The sequence below is a fragment of the Streptomyces violaceusniger Tu 4113 genome (assembly GCF_000147815.2).
Taxonomy (GTDB): domain Bacteria; phylum Actinomycetota; class Actinomycetes; order Streptomycetales; family Streptomycetaceae; genus Streptomyces; species Streptomyces violaceusniger_A.
Genome location: NC_015957.1, coordinates 5,443,418 through 5,462,276 on the forward strand (window position 1 = coordinate 5,443,418; position 18,859 = coordinate 5,462,276).

Annotated in this window: 15 protein-coding genes; 6 read left to right on the top strand and 9 right to left on the bottom strand. The window is 67.7% G+C overall.

Features of this window, described 5'->3' with window-relative positions; genetic code table 11:
• Nucleotides 1–46 precede the first annotated feature (46 nt).
• The 4 genes from STRVI_RS22540 to STRVI_RS22555 all read left to right on the top strand — a co-directional run bounded on the left by STRVI_RS22540 (nt 47) and on the right by STRVI_RS22555 (nt 4,602).
• Complete coding sequence (locus STRVI_RS22540; protein ID WP_014057941.1) at nt 47–805, top strand: enoyl-CoA hydratase/isomerase family protein; 759 nt, start codon at nt 47–49, stop codon at nt 803–805.
• 80 nt (nt 806–885) lie between these two features.
• The gene (locus STRVI_RS22545; protein WP_014057942.1) at nt 886–2,382 is read left to right on the top strand and encodes a purine-cytosine permease family protein; all 1,497 of its coding nucleotides are present in this window, start codon (nt 886–888) and stop codon (nt 2,380–2,382) included.
• A 184-nt stretch (nt 2,383–2,566) separates the two neighbouring features.
• Nucleotides 2,567–3,733, top strand: coding sequence for an ATP-grasp domain-containing protein (locus STRVI_RS22550; protein ID WP_014057943.1), 1,167 nt, complete (start codon nt 2,567–2,569; stop codon nt 3,731–3,733).
• An 11-nt stretch (nt 3,734–3,744) separates the two neighbouring features.
• Entirely contained in the window at nt 3,745–4,602 is an 858-nt protein-coding gene (locus STRVI_RS22555; protein WP_014057944.1) for a class I SAM-dependent methyltransferase, read from the top strand.
• A gap of 35 nt (nt 4,603–4,637) precedes the next feature.
• Here the strand turns inward: STRVI_RS22555 and STRVI_RS22560 are convergent, their stop codons facing one another.
• Nucleotides 4,638–5,129 carry a GNAT family N-acetyltransferase gene (locus STRVI_RS22560; RefSeq protein WP_043236357.1) on the bottom strand — a complete coding sequence of 164 codons (492 nt, stop codon included), beginning with the start codon at nt 5,127–5,129 and terminating at the stop codon, nt 4,638–4,640.
• A 277-nt stretch (nt 5,130–5,406) separates the two neighbouring features.
• On the opposite strand from STRVI_RS22560, the gene STRVI_RS22565 reads away from it, so the two are divergent.
• The gene (locus STRVI_RS22565) at nt 5,407–7,188 is read left to right on the top strand and encodes a carbamoyltransferase family protein (protein WP_014057946.1); all 1,782 of its coding nucleotides are present in this window, start codon (nt 5,407–5,409) and stop codon (nt 7,186–7,188) included.
• Between the two features lie 53 nt (nt 7,189–7,241).
• On the opposite strand, the gene STRVI_RS48365 is transcribed toward STRVI_RS22565, so the two are convergent.
• The 8 genes from STRVI_RS48365 to STRVI_RS22600 all read right to left on the bottom strand — a co-directional run bounded on the left by STRVI_RS48365 (nt 7,242) and on the right by STRVI_RS22600 (nt 17,863).
• Nucleotides 7,242–7,670: a hypothetical protein gene (locus STRVI_RS48365; protein WP_014057947.1), complete on the bottom strand. Its 429-nt coding sequence runs from the start codon at nt 7,668–7,670 to the stop codon at nt 7,242–7,244.
• 32 nt (nt 7,671–7,702) lie between these two features.
• Nucleotides 7,703–9,670, bottom strand: a complete 1,968-nt coding sequence (locus tag STRVI_RS22570) for an aminotransferase class I/II-fold pyridoxal phosphate-dependent enzyme (protein ID WP_014057948.1) — start codon at nt 9,668–9,670, stop codon at nt 7,703–7,705.
• A 22-nt stretch (nt 9,671–9,692) separates the two neighbouring features.
• A complete protein-coding gene (locus STRVI_RS22575; RefSeq protein ID WP_014057949.1) occupies nt 9,693–10,649 on the bottom strand; it encodes an NAD-dependent epimerase/dehydratase family protein in 957 nt (318 codons plus the stop codon).
• A gap of 43 nt (nt 10,650–10,692) precedes the next feature.
• A complete protein-coding gene (locus STRVI_RS22580) occupies nt 10,693–13,431 on the bottom strand; it encodes a non-ribosomal peptide synthetase (RefSeq protein ID WP_014057950.1) in 2,739 nt (912 codons plus the stop codon).
• Nucleotides 13,432–13,688: 257 nt separating this feature from the next.
• Complete coding sequence (locus tag STRVI_RS22585; protein ID WP_014057951.1) at nt 13,689–14,858, bottom strand: ATP-grasp domain-containing protein; 1,170 nt, start codon at nt 14,856–14,858, stop codon at nt 13,689–13,691.
• 380 nt (nt 14,859–15,238) lie between these two features.
• Nucleotides 15,239–16,015: an SDR family NAD(P)-dependent oxidoreductase gene (locus tag STRVI_RS22590; RefSeq protein WP_014057952.1), complete on the bottom strand. Its 777-nt coding sequence runs from the start codon at nt 16,013–16,015 to the stop codon at nt 15,239–15,241.
• Nucleotides 15,981–17,522, bottom strand: a complete 1,542-nt coding sequence (locus STRVI_RS22595) for an MFS transporter (protein ID WP_106685702.1) — start codon at nt 17,520–17,522, stop codon at nt 15,981–15,983. The genes STRVI_RS22590 and STRVI_RS22595 overlap by 35 nt, the downstream gene beginning before the upstream one ends.
• 71 nt (nt 17,523–17,593) lie before the next feature.
• Entirely contained in the window at nt 17,594–17,863 is a 270-nt protein-coding gene (locus STRVI_RS22600; RefSeq protein ID WP_014057954.1) for an Atu4866 domain-containing protein, read from the bottom strand.
• Between the two features lie 133 nt (nt 17,864–17,996).
• Between STRVI_RS22600 and STRVI_RS22605 the strand changes: the two genes are divergently transcribed.
• A complete protein-coding gene (locus tag STRVI_RS22605; protein ID WP_014057955.1) occupies nt 17,997–18,848 on the top strand; it encodes a helix-turn-helix transcriptional regulator in 852 nt (283 codons plus the stop codon).
• Nucleotides 18,849–18,859: the final 11 nt, after the last annotated feature.

Consider the following 18,859-nt stretch of genomic DNA (forward strand, 5'->3'; position numbering starts at 1 on the left):
CACGGCAGCGACCGTCAAGCAGCCAGGCAGGAGAAGCACCAGCGCCATGACCGTCACCGACACAACACCCCCCGCCTCCCCCGACGCCGGCACCGTGGAGATCGAGCGCACCGGCCAACACCACGACATCGCCGTCCTCACACTGCGGCGCGAGCGGAAGCTCAACGCGCTCTCCACCCATCTGGAGTCCGTCCTGCTCGACGCCCTGCGCAGCCAGGAGGTGCGCACCAGCCGGGCCGTGGTCGTCACCGGAGTGCCCCGCGCCTTCTCGGCCGGGGCGGACACCGGCGAGCTGCGCGAGATGACCCCCGAGACGATCGCCGAGTACTACCGCTCGTCCGGCGCCGTGTACGAGTCGTTCGCCGCCCTCCCCCAGCCCACGGTGGCGGCCCTGTCGGGCTACTGCCTCGGCGGCGGCCTGGAACTGGCGCTGGCCGCGGACATCCGGGTGGCCGACCCGGACACGGTCTTCGGCCTGCCCGAGGTGGGCATCGGCATTCTGCCCAGCTCCGGCGGGGTGACCCGGCTGGTGCGGGAGGTCGGACCGGCCCGCACCCGCGATCTGGTGCTGCGCGGCCGCCGCTTCGGGGCGCGGGAGGCGTACGCCTGGGGGCTGATCGGCGAGATCGCGGAAGGGGGCAGCGTACGGGAGAAGGCGGTGGAGATCGCCGCGGAGCTGGCCGGGCAGCCGCGGCTCGCCGTCTCGGTCGCCAAGCAGGTGATCACGGCGGCCACCGATGCTCCGCGCGAGGCGGCGTTGCTGCTGGAGCAGCTCGCGTACGCCGCGCTCAACCGAAGCGGCTGAACCGGTCCGCCGCGACCACGACCGTCAGGGGGGATCCGCAACCACACGCCCATCCACGCTCGCGCCCAGGAGTACCCGTTATGGCAGTCAGCACCACCAAGGAGACCGAGGCACCGGAGGTGCCGGGCGGCGCCCGGCACCGCCCGGTCATCGAGAGCCGGTCGATCGACTACGTGCCCCTCGCCGAACGCCACGGCAAGGTCTGGCACCTCTTCCCCGTCTGGTTCGCCGGGGACGCGCATCTCGCCACCATCGCCACCGGCGCGATCGGTGTGGCGCTCGGCGGCAACCTGATCTGGACGGCCATCGCCATCGTGCTCGGCAACGCTCTGGGCACCTTCTTCATGGCCTTCCACTCCACCCAGGGCCCGCAGCTCGGGCTGCCGCAAATGGTGCAGTCCCGGCCGCAGTTCGGGTTCGTCGGCGCGCTGCTGGTGTGGATCGTGGCATTGGTGACATACATCGGCTACACGGCCTTCAACCAGGTGCTGGTCGGCTCGACGATGGACCACTTGGCGGACACTCCCCCGTCGGTCAGCTATATCGCCTACGCCGTGATCGGCATCGTGCTCGCCGTCGTGGGATATGACTTCATCCACAAGGCGTCCCGGTGGCTGACCTACCTGACGGGCGCGGGCCTGGCCGTCTTCTCCGTGGGCATCGTGGTGGTCGCCCCCTTCAGCGCGGACCAGCTCGATCTGAGCGCCTTCACTCTCGCTCCGTTTCTGATCCAGCTCTTTCACGCCGCCGTCTACCAGCTCTCGTGGTCCATCTACGTCTCGGACTACTCCCGCTATCTTCCGCCGACGGTGGGGGTGCGCTCCTCGTTCTGGTGGACGTATCTGGGTGCGGGCTTCGGTGGCGCGTGGATGATGCTGGTGGGGGCGGTGGCCGCGGGGCTGTTCCCGAAGCTGGGCCTGGTGGATGCCGTGGTCAGCGCCGGTGACCAGCTGTTTTCCGGTTTCGGTGTCGTGCTGTTGCTGTTGTCGGTGATTCCGCTGTTCACCATCGGCACCCTCAACTTCTACGGCGGCAGCCTCACGCTGCTCTCCAGCATCGACTCGGTGAAGCGGATCCCGCTGACTCTGGGCACCCGTATCGCCACACTGGTGGTCCTCGGCGTGGTCTCCACCGCACTCGCCTTCAGTGCCAACGATGACTTCCTGACCACCTTCGGGGACTTCCTGATCGTCCTCGGCTACCTCTTCACACCGTGGACCGCGGTCAACCTGATCGACTTCTATGTGGTGCGGCGTGGCCGCTACTCGATCCGCGAGATCTTCAACCCCCGTGGCATCTACGGCCGGTGGAACTGGCGCGGGCTCACCGCCTATGGCGTCGGCTTCGTCTCGATGCTGCCGTTCGCCGTGATCGGCGATATGGAGGGGCCGCTCGCGCACTGGGTCAAGGGGGCCGACGTCACCATGCTGGTCGGACTCGCCGTGTCGTCCCTGCTCTATCTGATGCTGTGCCGCTCGCTCGACATCGACGCCGAACGCGCCGTCATCGCGTCCGCCGACGCCGGTCTCGACCCGGACCACGCCGGGCACCAGGCGGACACCGGACACCACGCATGATTCGCCGGTGAGAAGAAAAGAAATGGGCGATCCATGCCACCCACCACAAAGATTACTTGTGATCTACCTCACAGGTAACATCTCCGCACCCCTGTGAAATGATGCCACCCGTATTGGCGTCGGATGACGGTATGGCGCATCACTTCTTCAATGTTTTGGCCAGCCGTAACCGGGGGAGACAAGAATGCCGACGATGATTGTCATCGGACATAGAGACGGTCTGGACCGGGCGCTGCGGCACCGAGGCTTGGACCCCTTCTATATCGTGCAGGCTCCGGCGAACACACCAGAGGGCCGACGCTTCAGGTGTGTTGCCGACATCGAGAATGCCCAGGAGATATTGCGCGCAGTGCTCTCCGCCCATCTTGACGATGTAGCGGGAGTGCTGACCGTCCATGAAATGGGCGTCTTCGGGGCAGCTTATTTGCGGCAGCAGTTGGGCCTTCCCGGTAACACAGACTCGAAGGCAACTCTCTATTTCCGGGACAAGCACCTGCAGAAGAGCAAGTTGCCGCCGCAGGTCAAGCGAGCACGCTGCCGATATGTGCCCATCGGTACGTCCTTCACGGATCTTGCCAACGATCTGGGGGACGTCTTCGTGGTCAAGCCGGCGACCGGCGCCGGCGCCCTTCGCACGAGCATCGTCCGGTCCCCGTACGAGTACGCGCAGGCCGTGAAGCCGTTCTCCGGGCAGTCGGATGTCGAGATCGTCGCCGAGTCGTTCATAGACGCCTCGGAAGTCTATATAGACGGCATCTGGAAGAACGGCGACCTTCAATGGTCGTCCATGAGCCGCAACCACATATCACCACTGAGTGCCGTACAGGGCGGCGTCCTGGCCGCCCACATATTGGACAGAAAGCGGTATTCGCCACTGTTCCAGCAAGCGGAGACGCTCGCCAGGCAGGCACTCACAAGCCTCGACGCACCGAATTGCGTGTTCCACCTGGAAGCGTTCACAGAAGACTCGGGACTGACTTTCGGTGAATGCGCCATCCGTCTCCCGGGTGCGCTCTCCCCTCAGGTCAATAAGCTGACATTCGGCGTCGATCTCTTCGACGTCGAAATCAGCCTCGCGCTCGGGGAAGAGGTGACCCAGCCGCTGCACGGCAGCGACCCGGATCGCTTCTACGGCTACATCCTTCTCCGTCGCCCGAAAAGCGGCAATCTGACGCAGAGAGATTTCGAACGCCACTTCACCTTCGATGAGATCCAGTATTCTTCGTCACCTGATGCCCCGGTCGGGCCGTATGGCCGCGTTGGACAGGCCATCGTATCCGACGAGGATGAGCTGAAGCTGCAGCGGACGATCGAGGAGATCGTGCGATTCAACGAGGCCGGCAGCGGATGAGAGGGAAGACCATGGCAGACGAGCAGACCACCGCGCCGGACAGCACCGCCGTGCGGGTCGCTCTCTGGCGGGCGATGCATGTCCAGGTCGACCCGCCGCCGCATGTGCTCGACGACGAGATCGGCCTGCGGCTGGCGGCCCCCGACGACGGCTGGCGCCGCCGCCCCGACATGGATCCGCACACCACCAGCGGGTTCCGGGCGGCCATTGTGGCCCGCGCCCGTTTCATCGAGGACCTGGTCGCCGAGCAGGCCGACCGCGGCGTCACCCAGTACGTCACCCTGGGAGCCGGTCTGGACACCTTCGCCCAGCGCAGGCCGGAGGTCGCCTCCCGGCTGCAGCTCTTCGAGGTCGATCAGCCCGGCCCCCAGGAGTGGAAGCGCCACCGCCTGGTCGAGCTCGGCTACGGCATCCCCGACTGGCTGCACCTGGTGCCGGTCGACTTCGAGGCGAGCGAGTCCTGGCTGGAGCGGCTGACCGCTGCCGGCTTCGACTCCGGCCGACCGGCGGTCATCGTCTCCACCGGCGTCACCATGTACCTCACCGAAGACGCCACCGCGGCCACCCTGCGTCAGATCGCCGGACTCGCACCCGGCTCGACACTCGCCATGACCTTCATGCTGCCGGCCGAGCTCCTCGATGACGCCGATCGCCCTGGCCTCAAGGCGAGCAAGGAAGGCGCGCAAGCGGCCGGAACGCCGTTCATCAGCTTCTATACCCCACAGGACATGCTGGCCCTGGCCCGCGAATCCGGTTTCCAGGACGCCCGGCACGTGCCGGGAGCCTCGCTCGCCGAGCGCTACTTCGCGGAACGCGCCGACGGCCTTCGTCCGTCCAGCGGCGAGGACCTGTTGCTGGCCACCACCTGACTCCTCGTCAACACCACCTGGCGCCGCTGGTGGAATCAGCGCGCCGCAACGAGCTTGCGGCGATAGCGCATACCGGCGCGCCCGGCCACGGTGACGTCCCCCATGGCGGTGAAGCCGTTACGTTCGAGCACAGTCTTCGAGGCCACGTTGTCGAGGGTGGTGACCGCGGTGAGGGTGGCGAGGCGGTACTCCGTGGCGGCCAGGCGGCACACTTCTTGCACCGCGGCAGTCGCCACTCCACGGCCCGCGGCGCGCTCGCCGATCCGGTAGCCGAGTTCGGCGTCGCCTTCCTCGACGTCCACGAGATTGACGCGGCCGGCCAACTCCCCCTGGTCGGCCATGACGACATGGAAGTGACACACTCCGGCGTCCTGCTCGGCGAGCCGCGCGCGGAGAAGGGAAGCGAACTCCGCAAAGTACGCGTCCCCGCGGTCGGAGATCGACCGAGCGAAGTACTCGCGGTTCTCGCGTTCGAAGGCCAGCAGAGCAGGCGCGTGGTCCGCCCGGAGCCGTTCCAACCTCAACATGCCCCAAAGCATACGTACCGTGGCCGCGTTCAGCCGCGGCCCGGGCGCGCCCGAGGAACAAACCACGTGGAAACCAGGCCAGTCCCGCCCCGCAGATCCAAGAGCGCGCTGTGCGGATATCGAGCCGCAGGACATTCGGTGGGGAATTCTCCCCGGGTGTCGGGCCCGGGAAAAGAAATCCGCAATCTGCTTGTGTATCACGCCTATCCCTCAAGTATGCGGGCCCAGTAGCCTGTTGTTCCTGACGCGACTGTCGTGCTTGGGAGGCTGAGAGCCAGTGATCGTACTCGGTTACAACGGATTCAGCAGAGGTGCGGAACTTTTCGGGCGTCTCTACGGGGCAACTGGTGTCGGCCGTAATCTCTTGGTGGGTCACGACGCCGCGGCGGCTCTGGTGATCGACGGCGAGTTGGTTGCGGCGGTCGAGGAGGAGCGGCTGAGCCGGGTCAAGAAGACCTCCGATTTTCCGGCGGAAGCAATCGCGTGGTGTCTGAACTCGGCCGGCGTCGACATCGACCAGGTGGATGTTTTCGCTTTCCCCTGGCGGTTTTCTCCGACCGTGGCCGAGCAGATGATTTCGGAGATATGCGACTCCGACATGCCGGTCACGGCCAAGTTCGACGCGCTGCGCAGCACAGGCGAGCTCTACACCGACATGCTCGGCCGCGACGCGGTGTACAACGACTTCGTCCAGCGCACCGGGTACGAGCTGGACCCCAACAAGCTCACCCTGGTGCCCCATCATCTGGCCCATCTCATGTGCGGCGCCTACCTGGCCGGCGGGGGTGATGCCGCCTTCCTGGTGAGCGACGGCCGGGCGGAGACCCTGTCCGCCGTCATGGGCGAGCTGCGGAACGGCGTGGTCCGCCTGTTCGACGAGAGCGCAGTCCCCATGACCAGCTCGCTCGGGGTGGCGTTCGGGAGGATCACTCGCTACCTGGGGTTCGTACCGAACAACGACGAGTACAAGGTGATGGGCTTGGCGGCGTACGGCCCGCCGCCGCGCCACAACCCGCTGCTCGAACGCGTGGTGCGGCTGCACGAGAACGGCTCGTACACCATCTCCACACCCCGGGACATGGGGGCCTACTACGCGCTGTTCGACAGCCTGTTCGGCGGCGACAGCGAAAAGCGTGAGCAGTTCGACTTCCGCGTCAAGGTCGCCGGGCTCGCCCAGCACATGGTCGAGGCCATCACCGCTCATCAGCTGCGGACGCTGACCGCGGCCTCCAGCCTGGACACCCTGCTCTTCGAGGGCGGTCTGGCGCTCAACTGCGTGGCCAATACGAAGATGTTGGAGAGGTCGCCGTTCACCGGTATGGAGGTCAGCTTCGGTGCCAGCGACCCGGGGGTCGCCATGGGCGCGGCCGTGTACGCCGCCGGTCTCAGGAACCGGCCCGCCGACGCGGTCACCACCCCCTACCTGGGGCCTTCGTACGACGAGCGGCAGGTCCTGAACACCCTTGCGGAGTACGCGGACCGCGTCGAGTGGCAGGAGGAGCCCGACGCCGCTTCGGTCGCCGACAGGACGGCGGAGCTGCTGGCCGGGAAGAACGTCGTGGGCTGGTTCCAGGGCCGGGCGGAGTTCGGACCGCGCGCCCTGGGCAACCGCAGCATTCTCGCCAATCCATCCTTCCCCGACATCAAGGACATCATCAATCTCCGGGTGAAACACCGAGAGCCCTTCCGCCCGTTCGCGCCGGTCATCCTCGAATCCGAGGCCCCGCGCGTCTTCGAGATGGGCAAGAAGACCTCGTCCCCCTATATGACCTTCGTCTTCCCGGTGCGGAAGGAGTACCAGGAGCGGATCCCCGGTGCCTGTCACGTGGACGGCACGGCGCGGGCCCAGACGGTGAACGAGCGGCAGAATCCCGCGCTCGCTCGGCTGTTGCGCGCCTTCACGGCGCGGACGGATGTGCCCTGCCTCCTCAACACCTCGTTCAACGTGGCCGGTGAGCCCATCGTCTGCTCGCCGCGGGACGCGTTGGAGTGCTTCCTCGCCACCGAAATCGACTGCCTGGTCATCGACCGGTTCGTGGTCACCAAGAAGCAGAGCTGAGCGGGCCGGCCCGCGGGAACTCCCTCCCGCGGGCCGACCACCCCTTACGCCTTTCAGAGCTGAATGGGCTCGTTCGGTCCGCCCTTTGTCTCGATGGTCAGGAACGACAGAACCTCATCGCCGATGTTTTTCAGGTCATGAAGGTGGTATCGCCCATCGGGACAACGGAAATGCCGAGACTGTCCTCGGGCATAGGAGATCTCCTGAGTGGTGCCATCGCCTGAGTGCTGGCGGGCCCGGCCGCTTGTGAGCGCTATCCAGAAGTAGTCCAGCACATGCCGATGGACGGGAATCCGCTCTCCTGGCTGAAGGGATGTCTCCCAGATACGCAGCGAATCGGTCTCCTTCACCAGCGACTGGCCGATCCAGCCGTTATGGGCATTGTTGTCGAATTCCTTCCGCAGTTCCGGACTCCAGCGAGCAAACGCTTCGGCCACTACCGTGCTCGACAGGGTGAGACCGGAGCGAGATTCATTACTCACGAATCGGATCCTTTCGGCTGAAACGATGTGGCTCACACGGCGGAGGAGAGCGCGTCGAGCAGGGCGGCGTTCGCACGCCGATCGCCGATGGTGATGCGGCAGGTGTCCGGGATCGCGCGCCCGGTGTCGGCGACGACTATCCCCGCGTCCCGAAGCTGCTCCATGACGCGCTCGTGCTTGTGCAGTCTGACGAACAGGAAGTTGGTCTCGGAAGGGAACACCCGGTCCACCGCGGGGTGTTCGGCGAGCGCCGAGGCCATCCGGTCACGCTCGGCGCGGATGCGCCGAATGCCGTCGAGCACCGGCCGCGCGTTGGTCAGCCGATCCCGCACGGCGTGCTGGGAGGCGTTGGTGAACCCGAAGGGCACCTGCACCCGCCGCAGCGCTTCGACGATGCCGGGCCGGGCCAGGGCGATTCCGCACCGCGCGGCGGCGAGTCCCCATGCCTTGGAGAGTGTCCTGAGCACGATGAGGTTGCCGTGTTCCTCGACCAGCCCGGCGTACGAGGGCTTCTCGCTGAACTCGACATAGGCTTCGTCGATCACCACCAGCCCGCGGCCCCGGACCAGCAGGTCGTGTACCTGCTCCGGATCGAGCCTGGTCCCCACGGGGTTGTTGGGATCGCACAGGATGGTCACCCGTGGATCGGCCGCGAGGATGCGCTCGGTGTCGAGCCGGGACAGGTCGTCACCGCACAGCGGCACGTCGACCACGGGCAGGCGCAGGAGGTGGGCGAAGTGGGCGTAGAGCGGAAAGGTGGGCGGCGTGACGCAGACGCGCTCGCCGGGTGACGCCAGCGCCGCCAGGAGCAGCATGACACCATCGACCGCGCCGCTGGTGAAGAGCAGGTGATCCGCGCTCAGCGCAGCGACACCGGCGTGGCCGGGCAGCGTCGAGATCGTGGTGAGGTAGGTGTCGGCCAGCTCTGCCGTATCGAGGTGGGGATACTCGGCCGCGGTGCCCAGGAACGGACTGGTGTTGCTGGACAGGTCGATCGTGTCGAACCGCGGCACATGGCGGAAACGGGCCGGGCCCGGGACCGGTACGCCCGTGACGGGAGCAGCCGCGAACTCCGACAGCGCCTGCTCCGCTCCCTCGGCTGCCGGGGCCGCGAGGCCCGGGGCCCGCAGCCAGTGGTCGAGGGGGACGAACAGATCGGCTCCGAGCGGGCGCATGCGGTGGGCATCCCCCCGGCCGAGGTGGACCCACTCCAGGCCGGAGCTCCGGGCGTGGCGGTACAGCTCGTACAAGGTCGCGACGTGGAGGTTGTGCCGCGCGGCGGGATGGTCGTGGTCAATGGCGTGGGTGAGGTAGTAGAGCCCCCGGCCGTTGTGGGAGGTGGTGATGAGTCCGGCCTGGACGACGGTCTTCTCGCTACGGCGCACGAGCATCTCCGTGCGGTCCGCCAGCGCGCCGTGTGCGAGGGTGTCGAGGGCGTCGGCGTTGTACAGGTTGTCGTGGCCGCCGTGGCGCTCCGCCCGGCGCCGGTGGAGTTCCACGAAGGCGTCTTTCGCCCACGCATTCCCACCGAGCTCGGTCAGCGGGATCCGCTCCCAGGTGACGTCACAGGAGACCGCGTGGTGGTGGCGGCGGAGATCGTGGAGTCGCCCGGCGCCGACACGGGCCCGTAGGACCTCGTCCACCTCGCCGGGCAACCGGACGACACACTCGCTCTCGGTGGCGAGGGGCACGAGACCTGCCGCCCGCAGCGCGCCGGTGTCGTCACTGCGGCGCACGTTGGGCACCAGGATCTGGGCCACGTTCAGCTCATCGGCGCGGCGGGTCAGCTCATCGAGGGTGTGGGGGGCTGGGGCGGGGCTGGTCGGGTGGTACGGGGACCCGCCGCCCACCAGGGTGGGGCGCTCGAGCACGGCGGGGTCCAGGGCGGCGAACGCCTCCGCTTCCCCGCCTAGTTGGGCCAGGGAGCACACCGGCTCGCGGGCCCCGAGGGCAGCGGACAGCACCTGCTGAAGCGCGTCGATATCTGCGGACCTGCGCATGCTCGTTCTCCACTCCTCTTCGTCACCGGGATGTCTCGGCTGCGTGCGCGTCGAGGTAGTCATCGATGCGGTCGCGGTACTCCTCGAAGAAGTCGGCCACGGTGCGGGCGATACCGGTCTTCCAGCCGACGGAGCAGTCCCCGATCAGGTCGCGGCGGACGCCGTGGTCGAAGGTGGCCGTTTCCCGGCTGTAGTCGCCGCGGTCCAGTTGGACCGGCACTCCGGTGAGCGCGGACATGTACTCCAGCAGATCGGTCATGCCGACCGCCTCGTCACCGCCCCAGTTCACGACCCGCGCGGGCGCCTGCGCCACGTCCCACAACAGCGGTACCTGACGGACGACGTCATCGGTGTGCAGCAGGTCGCAGTAGTTCTGCCCCTCGCGGGGCACCGCGCAGGGCTGCCCCTTGCGCATCTGGTTGAAGAGGATCATGGGCACACCACCGTGGCCGTACGGGCCGTAGGCGATGTTGAGGCGGGCTATCACCGTCGGCAGAGCGAGTGCTTCGGCCAGACCGCGCGCCACCCCTTCGGCGGTGATCTTGGCGATGGGGTAGGTCGGCAGCCACGGCGCCGCCCCGCCCAGCGGATCGCTCTCCCGGTACCGGTGGGTCCGATCGGCTCGGTTGTAGACCACCCCGGACGAGACGTACAGGAACGACTCGGCCGCGGCGCAGTGTGTCATCAACCGTGCGGTGCCGACGGCGTTGATGCGCGCGGTCTCCTCGAAGTCCTTGCCGTCGCCCCGGTGCACTGCCGAGTGCAGCACATGGGTGAAGTCGCGCGGCAAGCCCTCCAGGTCCTCGGTGGCCATGTCCCAGACGGCGGTGTGGGCGCCCCGTTCCTGGAGGGCCTTGCGGGCGCTTTGGTCGCCGAACCGGCCCAGGCACCACACCTCGTTGTCGGTGGCGAGCGCTTCGGCGACGGGCCTGGCGACCTGTCCGGTCCCACCGGTGATGAGAATCTTCTTGCCTTGCATGATCGGCGGCTCCTGGTGGTGTCAGCGGTTGCCTTTGCCCGTCTCAGCCGAGCGCCCGGGCCAGTTCCTGCCGCAAGGTCGCCTGGAAGGTCTGCACATGCTGCGGGCTCATCAGGGTGTAGTGCTCCCCGTCGACCTCGATGTAGGTGTTGGGGCGACGAGTGAACTCGTCCCAGTGGCTGAGCTGGCCCTCCAGCCATTCCTCTTTGGTGCCGCGCAGCGGGGTGCAGTAGAAGACCTTCACCTGGCCGACCGAACCCGACGGTTCGTAGGTACGGCCCAGGTGCACCATGCTCTGCGCGAGGTGCACCCAGGCGGTGAACCGTTCGACGGAGAGGTCCAGTTCGGTCAGGCGCCGCTTGGGCGCGTGGTCGATCAGATAGGCCAGTTGATCGGCCTCGGGCAGCGGTCGGAGGGTGGCGGTCAGCCGCTCGATGTCGGAGGCGTCGATCAGCTCGAGGAACAGCGCCAGGTTGATCGCGCCGTCGGTGAAGGTGATCTCGTTCATGCGGTCGGAGATCCGCGGCGGCAGGTTGAAGACACCCACGAAGTCGACCGTGTCGCCGTCGGCTTCCAACCGCTTGGCGATCTCGAACGCCACCGCCCCGCCGTAGGAGTACCCCGCGACGGCGTACGGGCCGCTGGGCTGCGCCCGCCGGATGGCCTCGACGTAGGTGGAGACCATGTCGGCGAACGACTCGAAGTGGGTCTCGCTCTCCCCGAAGCCACGGGCCCGCAGGGCGTAGAAGGGCCGCTCGCCGGTGAAGTACTTCGCGAGGTTGACGAACACCAGCACCTCCCCCAGGCCGGGGTGGACGCAGAAGAGGGGCGTCCCGTCTCCGGTGACCTGCAGTGGCACCAGCGGATCGTAGGTGGCGTCCCCGGTGGCACCCTGTCCGGCGGTAAGCCGGCCGGCCAGCGCTCGTACGGCCGGGGCCTGCAGGAGCGTGGACATCGGCACGTCCTCGATGCCGAACGCGGTCTGAATCTCCAGCTTGAGCCGCAACACGTCCAGCGAGGTTCCGCCCAGGTCGAAGAAGCTGGCGGTCGACGACACCGTTCTGATGTCCAGGACGCGTGCGTAGATGGCGGCCAGTGCGGTCTCGACGTCGCCCTCCGGGGCCACATGGCCGCCGAGGAACCGGGTGCTCACCTCGTCCGACCGACGGGCCGCCTCGTCCAGGCTGCCGTCCTCGACGGCCGCGCGCAGCCGCGACCGCTGGATCTTGCCGAGGTTGCCACGGGGGATCTCGTCCTCGGTGACGGGGAGGATGAGCTGTGGCCGGAATCCCCAGTGCATCACGGTGGAGCTGCGGATCGCCACGATGGCCCGGTACACCGCGGTCTCGTCCACGGTGCCGCCCGCCGGGACGAACGCGATGGCGAGCTGTTCGGTGTCGGCCCCCTCGGGGCGTATCGGGAACGCGGCGACCTGTCCGCGCTGCACCCCGTCCAGCTCGTCCAGGACCGCTTCCAGATCGTGACTGTAGTAGTTGACGCCGCTGACGATGATGGAGTCCTTGGTGCGGCCGACCAGCATCAACCGGCCCTCGGGGTCGAGGTGGCCGAGGTCTCCGGTGCGGAACCAGCCGTCGGGGGTGAACGCGTGTGCGGTGGCCCGGTCGTTGCCGAAGTAGCCGTCGGAGACCATCGGGCCGTGTAGCTGCACCTCCCCCGGCTCGGCCGTTCCGGGCTGGTCGGTGGCGGCCAGCACCTTGCCGTCGTCGTCGGTGATGCGAATCCGCAGGCCCCGCACCGGGCTGCCGAGCGGGGAGAACTCCGTCTCCAGGTCACGGGTGGCGAAGTCGCGGTTGAACACGCTGCCCGCACATGTCTCGGTCATCCCGAACGCGGGCACGATCACATCTCCGCGCAGCCCATAGCGGGAGAGCATGTCCAGGAACGCCCGTACGGTGGCGGTCACGGTGGCCTCACCACCGGAGATGATGTGCCGCACGTCTGACAGGTCCACCTCCTGCCGCGAGGCGGGCCGCCCGGCGAGGGCCTGGTTGATCTGCCCGAACAGGAAGTTGGGGGTGAATGTCACGCGCACCCGATGAGCCGTGAGCAGCCGGAGGAACTCCACGGGGTCCGCCAGCACCGTGGCCGGCGTCGTCATGACCTGGCCGGCACCGTTGAACATCGGCAGCAGATGCGCCTCGATGGCGGCGATGTGATCGACCGAGATCCAGTTCAACGAGGTGTCGTCGGGCCCGAGTTCCAGCGCTCCCGCCTTACCGGCCTGGGCCGCCAGCAGGTTGGCGTGGGTGAGCCTGACCGCCTTGCTCGATCCGGTGGACCCGGAGGTGAGCATCAGCAGGGCGAGATCGTCCGGCGCGGCCACATGATGCTGATCGGGCCCGGCCACGGCATGACTCAGCTCCTCGACCGTCACACTCCGCAGCCCCACGTCGGGCAGGTCTCCGTGGGCCGTCTTGGAGATGACCACCAAGGGGTCGCCCAGGAGGGTGCGCAGGTGCTCCAGCGGAGCGTGCCACCGGGAGGGGTCGGCCGGCGGTGCGATCGGGCACGGCACGGCGCCGGCGAGTACGCACCCCCAGAAGGCGCGGAAGAAGGGCTCCGGATCGTTGGCCGCGATGAGTACCCGGTCGCCCGGGGCGGTGCCGCGGTCGCGCAGCCCCTGCGCAATCCGGCAGGCGCACTCCCGCAACTCCGCGTAGGAAAGAAAGGGGCCGCCGATGAATACAACGCCTCGAGTCGTGTCGGATGCCGCGCGCTCGAGCAGCTGCGGGAGTGTCGAGGCATGACGTTGATCCGGCATGGGGGAAGTCCTCCGATCAGAAGGGACGGAAAACCATGGCGAGCGGAGCTTTTGGCGCGTAGCGCCGCAGAAAGGCAACCGGAGTCGGGTTCGCACATTGACGCCGACGGGGGTGCGGATCCTGGGCGGGGCACGGTTGAACGCGGCCAGGGGCGGGCGGAGCTTGGGCGCCCGCAGCACGCGTGATCGAGACGACGCGATTCCGTTGGTGCCGGGGTATCCCCCGGCCGGTGGCTCGGTCCGGACTGGCCCGAAGGTCAGATGGAGCCGACCTCGTTGAATCGCACGATGTCCTCGATGGTCTTCTGTAGTTTCAGCTCATCCGGGTCGGATAAGATGGCCTGTCCCACGCGGCCATACGGCCCGATCGGCGCATCGGGCGATGAATCGTAATCGATCTCATCGAAAAGGAAGTTGCGCTCGAAGTCCCTTTGGGTCAAATTGCAGCCGTCGGGGCGGCGCAGCAGAATGTATCCGTGGAAGCGCTCCGGCGCACTGTGGGCCCGCAGGGCTCCAGTCGCCCCCTCCCCCAGCGCGAGACTGATTTCGACGTCAAAGAGATCGACGCCGAAGGTCAACTTATTGACCTGAGGGGACAGCGCCCCCGGGAGGCGGATGGCGCACTCGCCGAAGGTCAGTCCGTCTTCTTCCATGAACGCTTCCAGATGGAATACGCAATCAGGTGCGTTCAGGCTGGTGAGTGCTTCCGTCGCGAGCGTCTCCGCCTGCTGGAACAAAGGCGAGTGCCGCCTCCTGTCCAGTACGTACGCGGACAGGATCCCGCCCTGTGCGGCCGTGAGCGGTGAGGTGTGGTAGCTGCTCATGGACGACCATTCGAGGTCTCCGTTTTCCCAGACGCCGTCGAGGTAGACCTCGGGGGCGCCCACGAAGGACTCGGCGACGATCTCGACATCCGACTGACCGGAGAACAGCGTCAGGGCCTGTGCGTACTCCTCCGGAGAACGGATGATGTTCGTACGGAGAGCGCCGGCTCCGGTCGCCGGCTTGACCACGAATCCATCTCCCAGGTCATCGGCGAGGTCGGTGAACGACGTACCTATGGACACATGCCGGCAGCGCGCTCGCTTCACCCGAGACGGCAGCTTGCTCTTCTGGAGATACTTGTCCCGGAAGTAGAGGGCCGTCTTTGAATCCGTGTTCCCGGGAAGGTTCAGCTGCTGCCGCAGATAGGTTGCCCCGAAGACGCCCATTTCATGGACGCTCAGCACGCCTGCCACATCGTCAATGCGCGCGGAGAGCGCCGCTCGGAATATCTCCTGGGCGTTCTCCATGTCGGCGACCCGAACGGACCTCCGGCCCTTCGGCGGGCTCGCGGGCGCCTGGACGATGTAGAAGGGATCCACGTCTCGGCGCCGCAGTGCCTGATCGAGATCGTGTCTATATCCGATAACAATCATCGTTGGCATTGGCGCCTCCCCGTTACGGCTGGCCAAAACTTGAAGAAGTCATTTGCCGTACTGCCACCCGATTGGATTCGGGCGGTCCCGTGGATCGGTGTTGTCTCGCGATGGGCTACTTCGTCGAGGCCAGCACCGATGCATCGTTTCACAGGGATACGAAAATGTGATCCATTGCGGATGAGCTTGTGATGCAAGTCACAAGTTGCACAATGGAGTTATACGGAATTGCTCATTCCATTCGTGTTCGCGGAGCGCATTCACCATGCCGGTCATGCCTCATATAGCACTACATAGAGAAATTGGGGCCGACCGGACGGTCCCCGCAATGGCGGATGGGCGCTTACGCCGCTGCCGCTGCGTAAGCGCCCACTGTGCGGGTCCGCCGCTCAGATCGCGGTGAAACCGCCGTCCGCCGCGACCACCGCGCCCGTGATGAAGCTGGAGCGCGGCGAGATGAGGAAACAGAGCACTTCGGCGATCTCCTCGGGCTGGGCCACCCGGCCGAGCGGCTGGGCGTCGGCGAAGGACGCCAGGTACGCACGGCTGTCGGGCCGGAACGTGTCGAGGAAGTCCGTCTCGATCACTCCCGCGGCCACGATGTTCGCCCGGATGCCCAGCGGCCCGCCTTCGACGGCCAGGACCTTGGTCAGCTGCGCCAGGGCACCTTTGGATGCGCTGTACGCGGCGCCCTGGGGCAGTGCGACGGTGCATGTGTAGGAGCCCGTGCTCACGATGGCTCCACCACCGCCTTCCCTCATCGCGCGGAACGCCTCACGGGAGACGAGGAAGGACCCCCTGGCGTTGACCGCCATCACGGCGTCCCAGTCCTCCGCCGTCGTCTCCGTGATCGGCTTGTTGAGGGTGCGCCCGGCGTTGTTGACCAGGATGTCCAGGCCGCCGAAGGCATCGACGGCTGCCCGCACCGCGCGGTGGGCGGTCGCCTCTTCCGTGATGTCCCCGACCAAGGGGTGAACACCCGGGAAGTCCTCGGCCAGTTCCCTCACCTCGTGGCGCTGGTCGACGGCGACGATCCGTGCGCCGCGGCTGTGCAGAAGCCGGACGGTCTCCTTGCCGACACCGCGTGCCGCCCCTGTGACCAGGGCGGTCCTGCCCGTGAACTCCCAGGAATCAGCGGGATGAGTGGGATGAGTGGGTGTCGTCATGGTGCTGTCCTTCTTCGATGCCACCGTGGGAAGCGGCGGTGGTGGGGAGGGTGGTGTGCGCTCGGGCGTTCCGGATGAGCGTGGTGGCGGCCAGACCCGCGAGGACGCAGCCGACGATGACCGCGATGGCCGGGACGTATCCGGCCAGCGGATCCGTGGCGTTCGCCCGCTGACCGGCGTCGGCCACCGCGGTGACGACGGCCAGCACAACGGCACCGCCGATCTGCATGGAGGTGTTGAGCAGCGCCCCGGCGAGGCCCTGGTCCCGGTCGGGTACACCGGTGACGGCGCTCATGTTCAGGGCGGGGAACGTGGCGGCGGTGCCGAGGCCGTTGAGGACCATGACGGGCAGGACCACGGAGACGAAGGAGGAGTCGGGTCCGATCCGGAAGAACATGGCGTACGACGCGGCCAGCAGCAGCATTCCGGCCGCGATCATGCGGTGGGTGCCGAACCGGGCCGCGAGACGCCCCGCGAAGGGCGCCACCGCGCCGTTGACCAGGCCGAGGGGGACAAAGGCACCGGCCGTCTCCAGGGGTGTCCAGCCCAGCACATTCTGCAGATAGAGAGTGGCGAGGAACGCGAAGGAGGTGTACGCGCCCCACATCGCGAAGATCGTCAGGTTGGTGCCCACGCTCTGGCGGCGGGTGAGGAAGGACAGGGGCACCAGGGGCGTGCCGGCCCTGGCCTCGATGCGCACGAACAGGGCGAGCAGGACGGCTGTCGCCGCGAACAGGGCGATGGTGCGCACCGAGGTCCAGCCGTGCTCCGGCGCCTGTGCGATGGCGTAGACACACAGGAGAAGCCCGCCGGTGACGGTCAGCGCCCCGGCGACATCGATCCTGCCCCGTCCGGCCCGCGGCGGGTCCGGCGGCAGCAGACGGCCTCCCGCGATGAGCGCGGCCACGGCGATGGGCACCGGCAGCGCGAACACCAGCCGCCAGGAAACCTCGGTGAGCACACCGCCGAGCACCAGGCCGCCGACGAATCCACCGGCGCCCGCGGTGGCGTACCAGCCCAGGGCTCTGCCGCGCTCGGGGCCCTCCGGCCAGTTGGTGGTGATCAATGACAGTGCCGCCGGGGCGAGGAACCCGGCGGCCACGCCCTTGACCAGCCGGGCCACGATGAGCAGCCCGCCGCTGGGAGCGACCGCCCCCGCCACGCTGACCACCGCGAACACGCCGACGGCCGCCAGGAAGGTACGCCGGCGGCCGAGCAGGTCGGCCGCCCTGCCGCCCAGCAGCAGGAACCCGCCGTAGCCGAGGGCGTACGCGGACATCACCCACTGCAGGGACGCCGGTGACATGCCCAGGTCGTTCTGGATGGCGGGGAGGGCGACACCCACGTCGGACAGGTCGATGGCGTCCATGAAGTGGGCGGCGCACAGGGTCAGCAGGGCGAGCGCGCCGGGCGTCGCACCGGCGGGCCCGGCGGGCCGGAGACCGGTCAGGCCTTCGCCTGCCGGTGAGGTCTGTGCTGAGAGGGGGCCGCTGGCCTCCTGTGTCATGCTCTTGCTCTCTCTTTCGATGGGGTCGCCCGAGCCGGGCTCGGTGGTTCGGGGTCCGTGGTTCGGGTCCGTCAAGAGCCGGGCCGCTCGCGGTACAGCACCAGGTGCTCGTGGTAGAGCACGCCGTTGCGTACATCACCCGTCGCGGTGAAGCCGGTGTCGTCGACGTAGTCGATATGGCTGCCCGTGACGGAGTAGCGGCCGGTGTACGCACTGGCACGCCTGCCGCGTGCCTCGTCGTACCGGCTGTCCGCACGCAGCTCCTGGCGGATGTGGCCGTCTGCGGTGACCCACATGCCGACGACGTCGATGTCCGGGGCGTTGGCCGAATCCGCGGTCATGGCAAACCTCTCGTTGGTGGGGGTTGTCCTGCGCCACCGAGTCTGGGCAGTGCCCCACGGGTCAACCAGGACGCCTTCTGCCTGGGTGCGGCACACCCAGGCACCTGGTCCAGGCGCCACGTAGCCTGAGGTCATGGCTGATAACGACCTGGGAGATTTCCTGCGAAGCAGCAGGTCGGGGCTACGGCCCGAAGAGGTGGGGATGGCGAGCTACGGCACCCGCCGCGTTCCCGGGCTGCGCCGCGAGGAGGTCGCGGTGCTCGCCGGCATCAACGCCGACTACTACACCCGCCTGGAACAAGGCCGGGAGCGCCATCCCTCAGCGCAGGTGCTGGACGCGCTCAGCCGTGCACTGCGCCTCGACGGCGACACCCGGGGCCATCTGTACCGGCTGGCCGGCACGGTGCCCGACGACCCCGCCGTCCGCGTGCCCGACCAGGTCAGCCCCGGGTTGCGGCAACTGATGGACGGCTACCCCCACACGCCTGCCCTCGTGCTCAACCGGACCCTGGACATCCTCGCCACCAACGCGCTGGCCGACGCCCTCTATTCACCGTTCCGTCCGACGGACAACCTGGCCCGCATGGCCTTCGCGGACCCCGCGGGCCGCACCTTCTACCAGGACTGGGACCGGGCGGCCCAGGCCACTGTGGCGAATCTGCGCCAGGCGGCGGGCTACGAGCCGGACAACCCGCGCCTGCTCGGGCTCGTGGACACTCTCACCGAGAACAGCGCGGACTTCGCCCGCCTGTGGGGAAGCCACACCGTGCGCGGCAAGACCCACGAGGCCAAGCGGTTCCAGCACCCCGACGTCGGCCCTCTCACCCTCAGCTACCAGGCATTCGACGTACGAGAGGCCCCGGGCCAGCAACTCGTCATCTACCACGCGGAGCCCGGCAGCAGCAGCGCGGAAGCCCTGCATCTGCTCGGCTCCATCCACGCGACACGCACCCGGCCCTCCCCGCGCGGTGCGGACCATACCTGAACGCGTGGCCG

Excerpts from the sequence above, each read along its gene's own strand:
- STRVI_RS22585 (WP_014057951.1), bottom strand. The coding sequence starts at position 14,858 with ATGCCAACGATGATTGTTATCGGATATAGACACGATCTCGATCAGGCA.
- STRVI_RS22575 (WP_014057949.1), bottom strand. The coding sequence starts at position 10,649 with ATGCAAGGCAAGAAGATTCTCATCACCGGTGGGACCGGACAGGTCGCC.
- STRVI_RS22590 (WP_014057952.1), bottom strand. The coding sequence starts at position 16,015 with ATGACGACACCCACTCATCCCACTCATCCCGCTGATTCCTGGGAGTTC.
- STRVI_RS22555 (WP_014057944.1), top strand. The coding sequence starts at position 3,745 with ATGGCAGACGAGCAGACCACCGCGCCGGACAGCACCGCCGTGCGGGTC.
- STRVI_RS22570 (WP_014057948.1), bottom strand. The coding sequence starts at position 9,670 with ATGCGCAGGTCCGCAGATATCGACGCGCTTCAGCAGGTGCTGTCCGCT.
- STRVI_RS22595 (WP_106685702.1), bottom strand. The coding sequence starts at position 17,522 with ATGACACAGGAGGCCAGCGGCCCCCTCTCAGCACAGACCTCACCGGCA.
- STRVI_RS22600 (WP_014057954.1), bottom strand. The coding sequence starts at position 17,863 with ATGACCGCGGATTCGGCCAACGCCCCGGACATCGACGTCGTCGGCATG.
- STRVI_RS22545 (WP_014057942.1), top strand. The coding sequence starts at position 886 with ATGGCAGTCAGCACCACCAAGGAGACCGAGGCACCGGAGGTGCCGGGC.
- STRVI_RS22605 (WP_014057955.1), top strand. The coding sequence starts at position 17,997 with ATGGCTGATAACGACCTGGGAGATTTCCTGCGAAGCAGCAGGTCGGGG.
- STRVI_RS22550 (WP_014057943.1), top strand. The coding sequence starts at position 2,567 with ATGCCGACGATGATTGTCATCGGACATAGAGACGGTCTGGACCGGGCG.
- STRVI_RS22540 (WP_014057941.1), top strand. The coding sequence starts at position 47 with ATGACCGTCACCGACACAACACCCCCCGCCTCCCCCGACGCCGGCACC.
- STRVI_RS22580 (WP_014057950.1), bottom strand. The coding sequence starts at position 13,431 with ATGCCGGATCAACGTCATGCCTCGACACTCCCGCAGCTGCTCGAGCGC.
- STRVI_RS22560 (WP_043236357.1), bottom strand. The coding sequence starts at position 5,129 with ATGTTGAGGTTGGAACGGCTCCGGGCGGACCACGCGCCTGCTCTGCTG.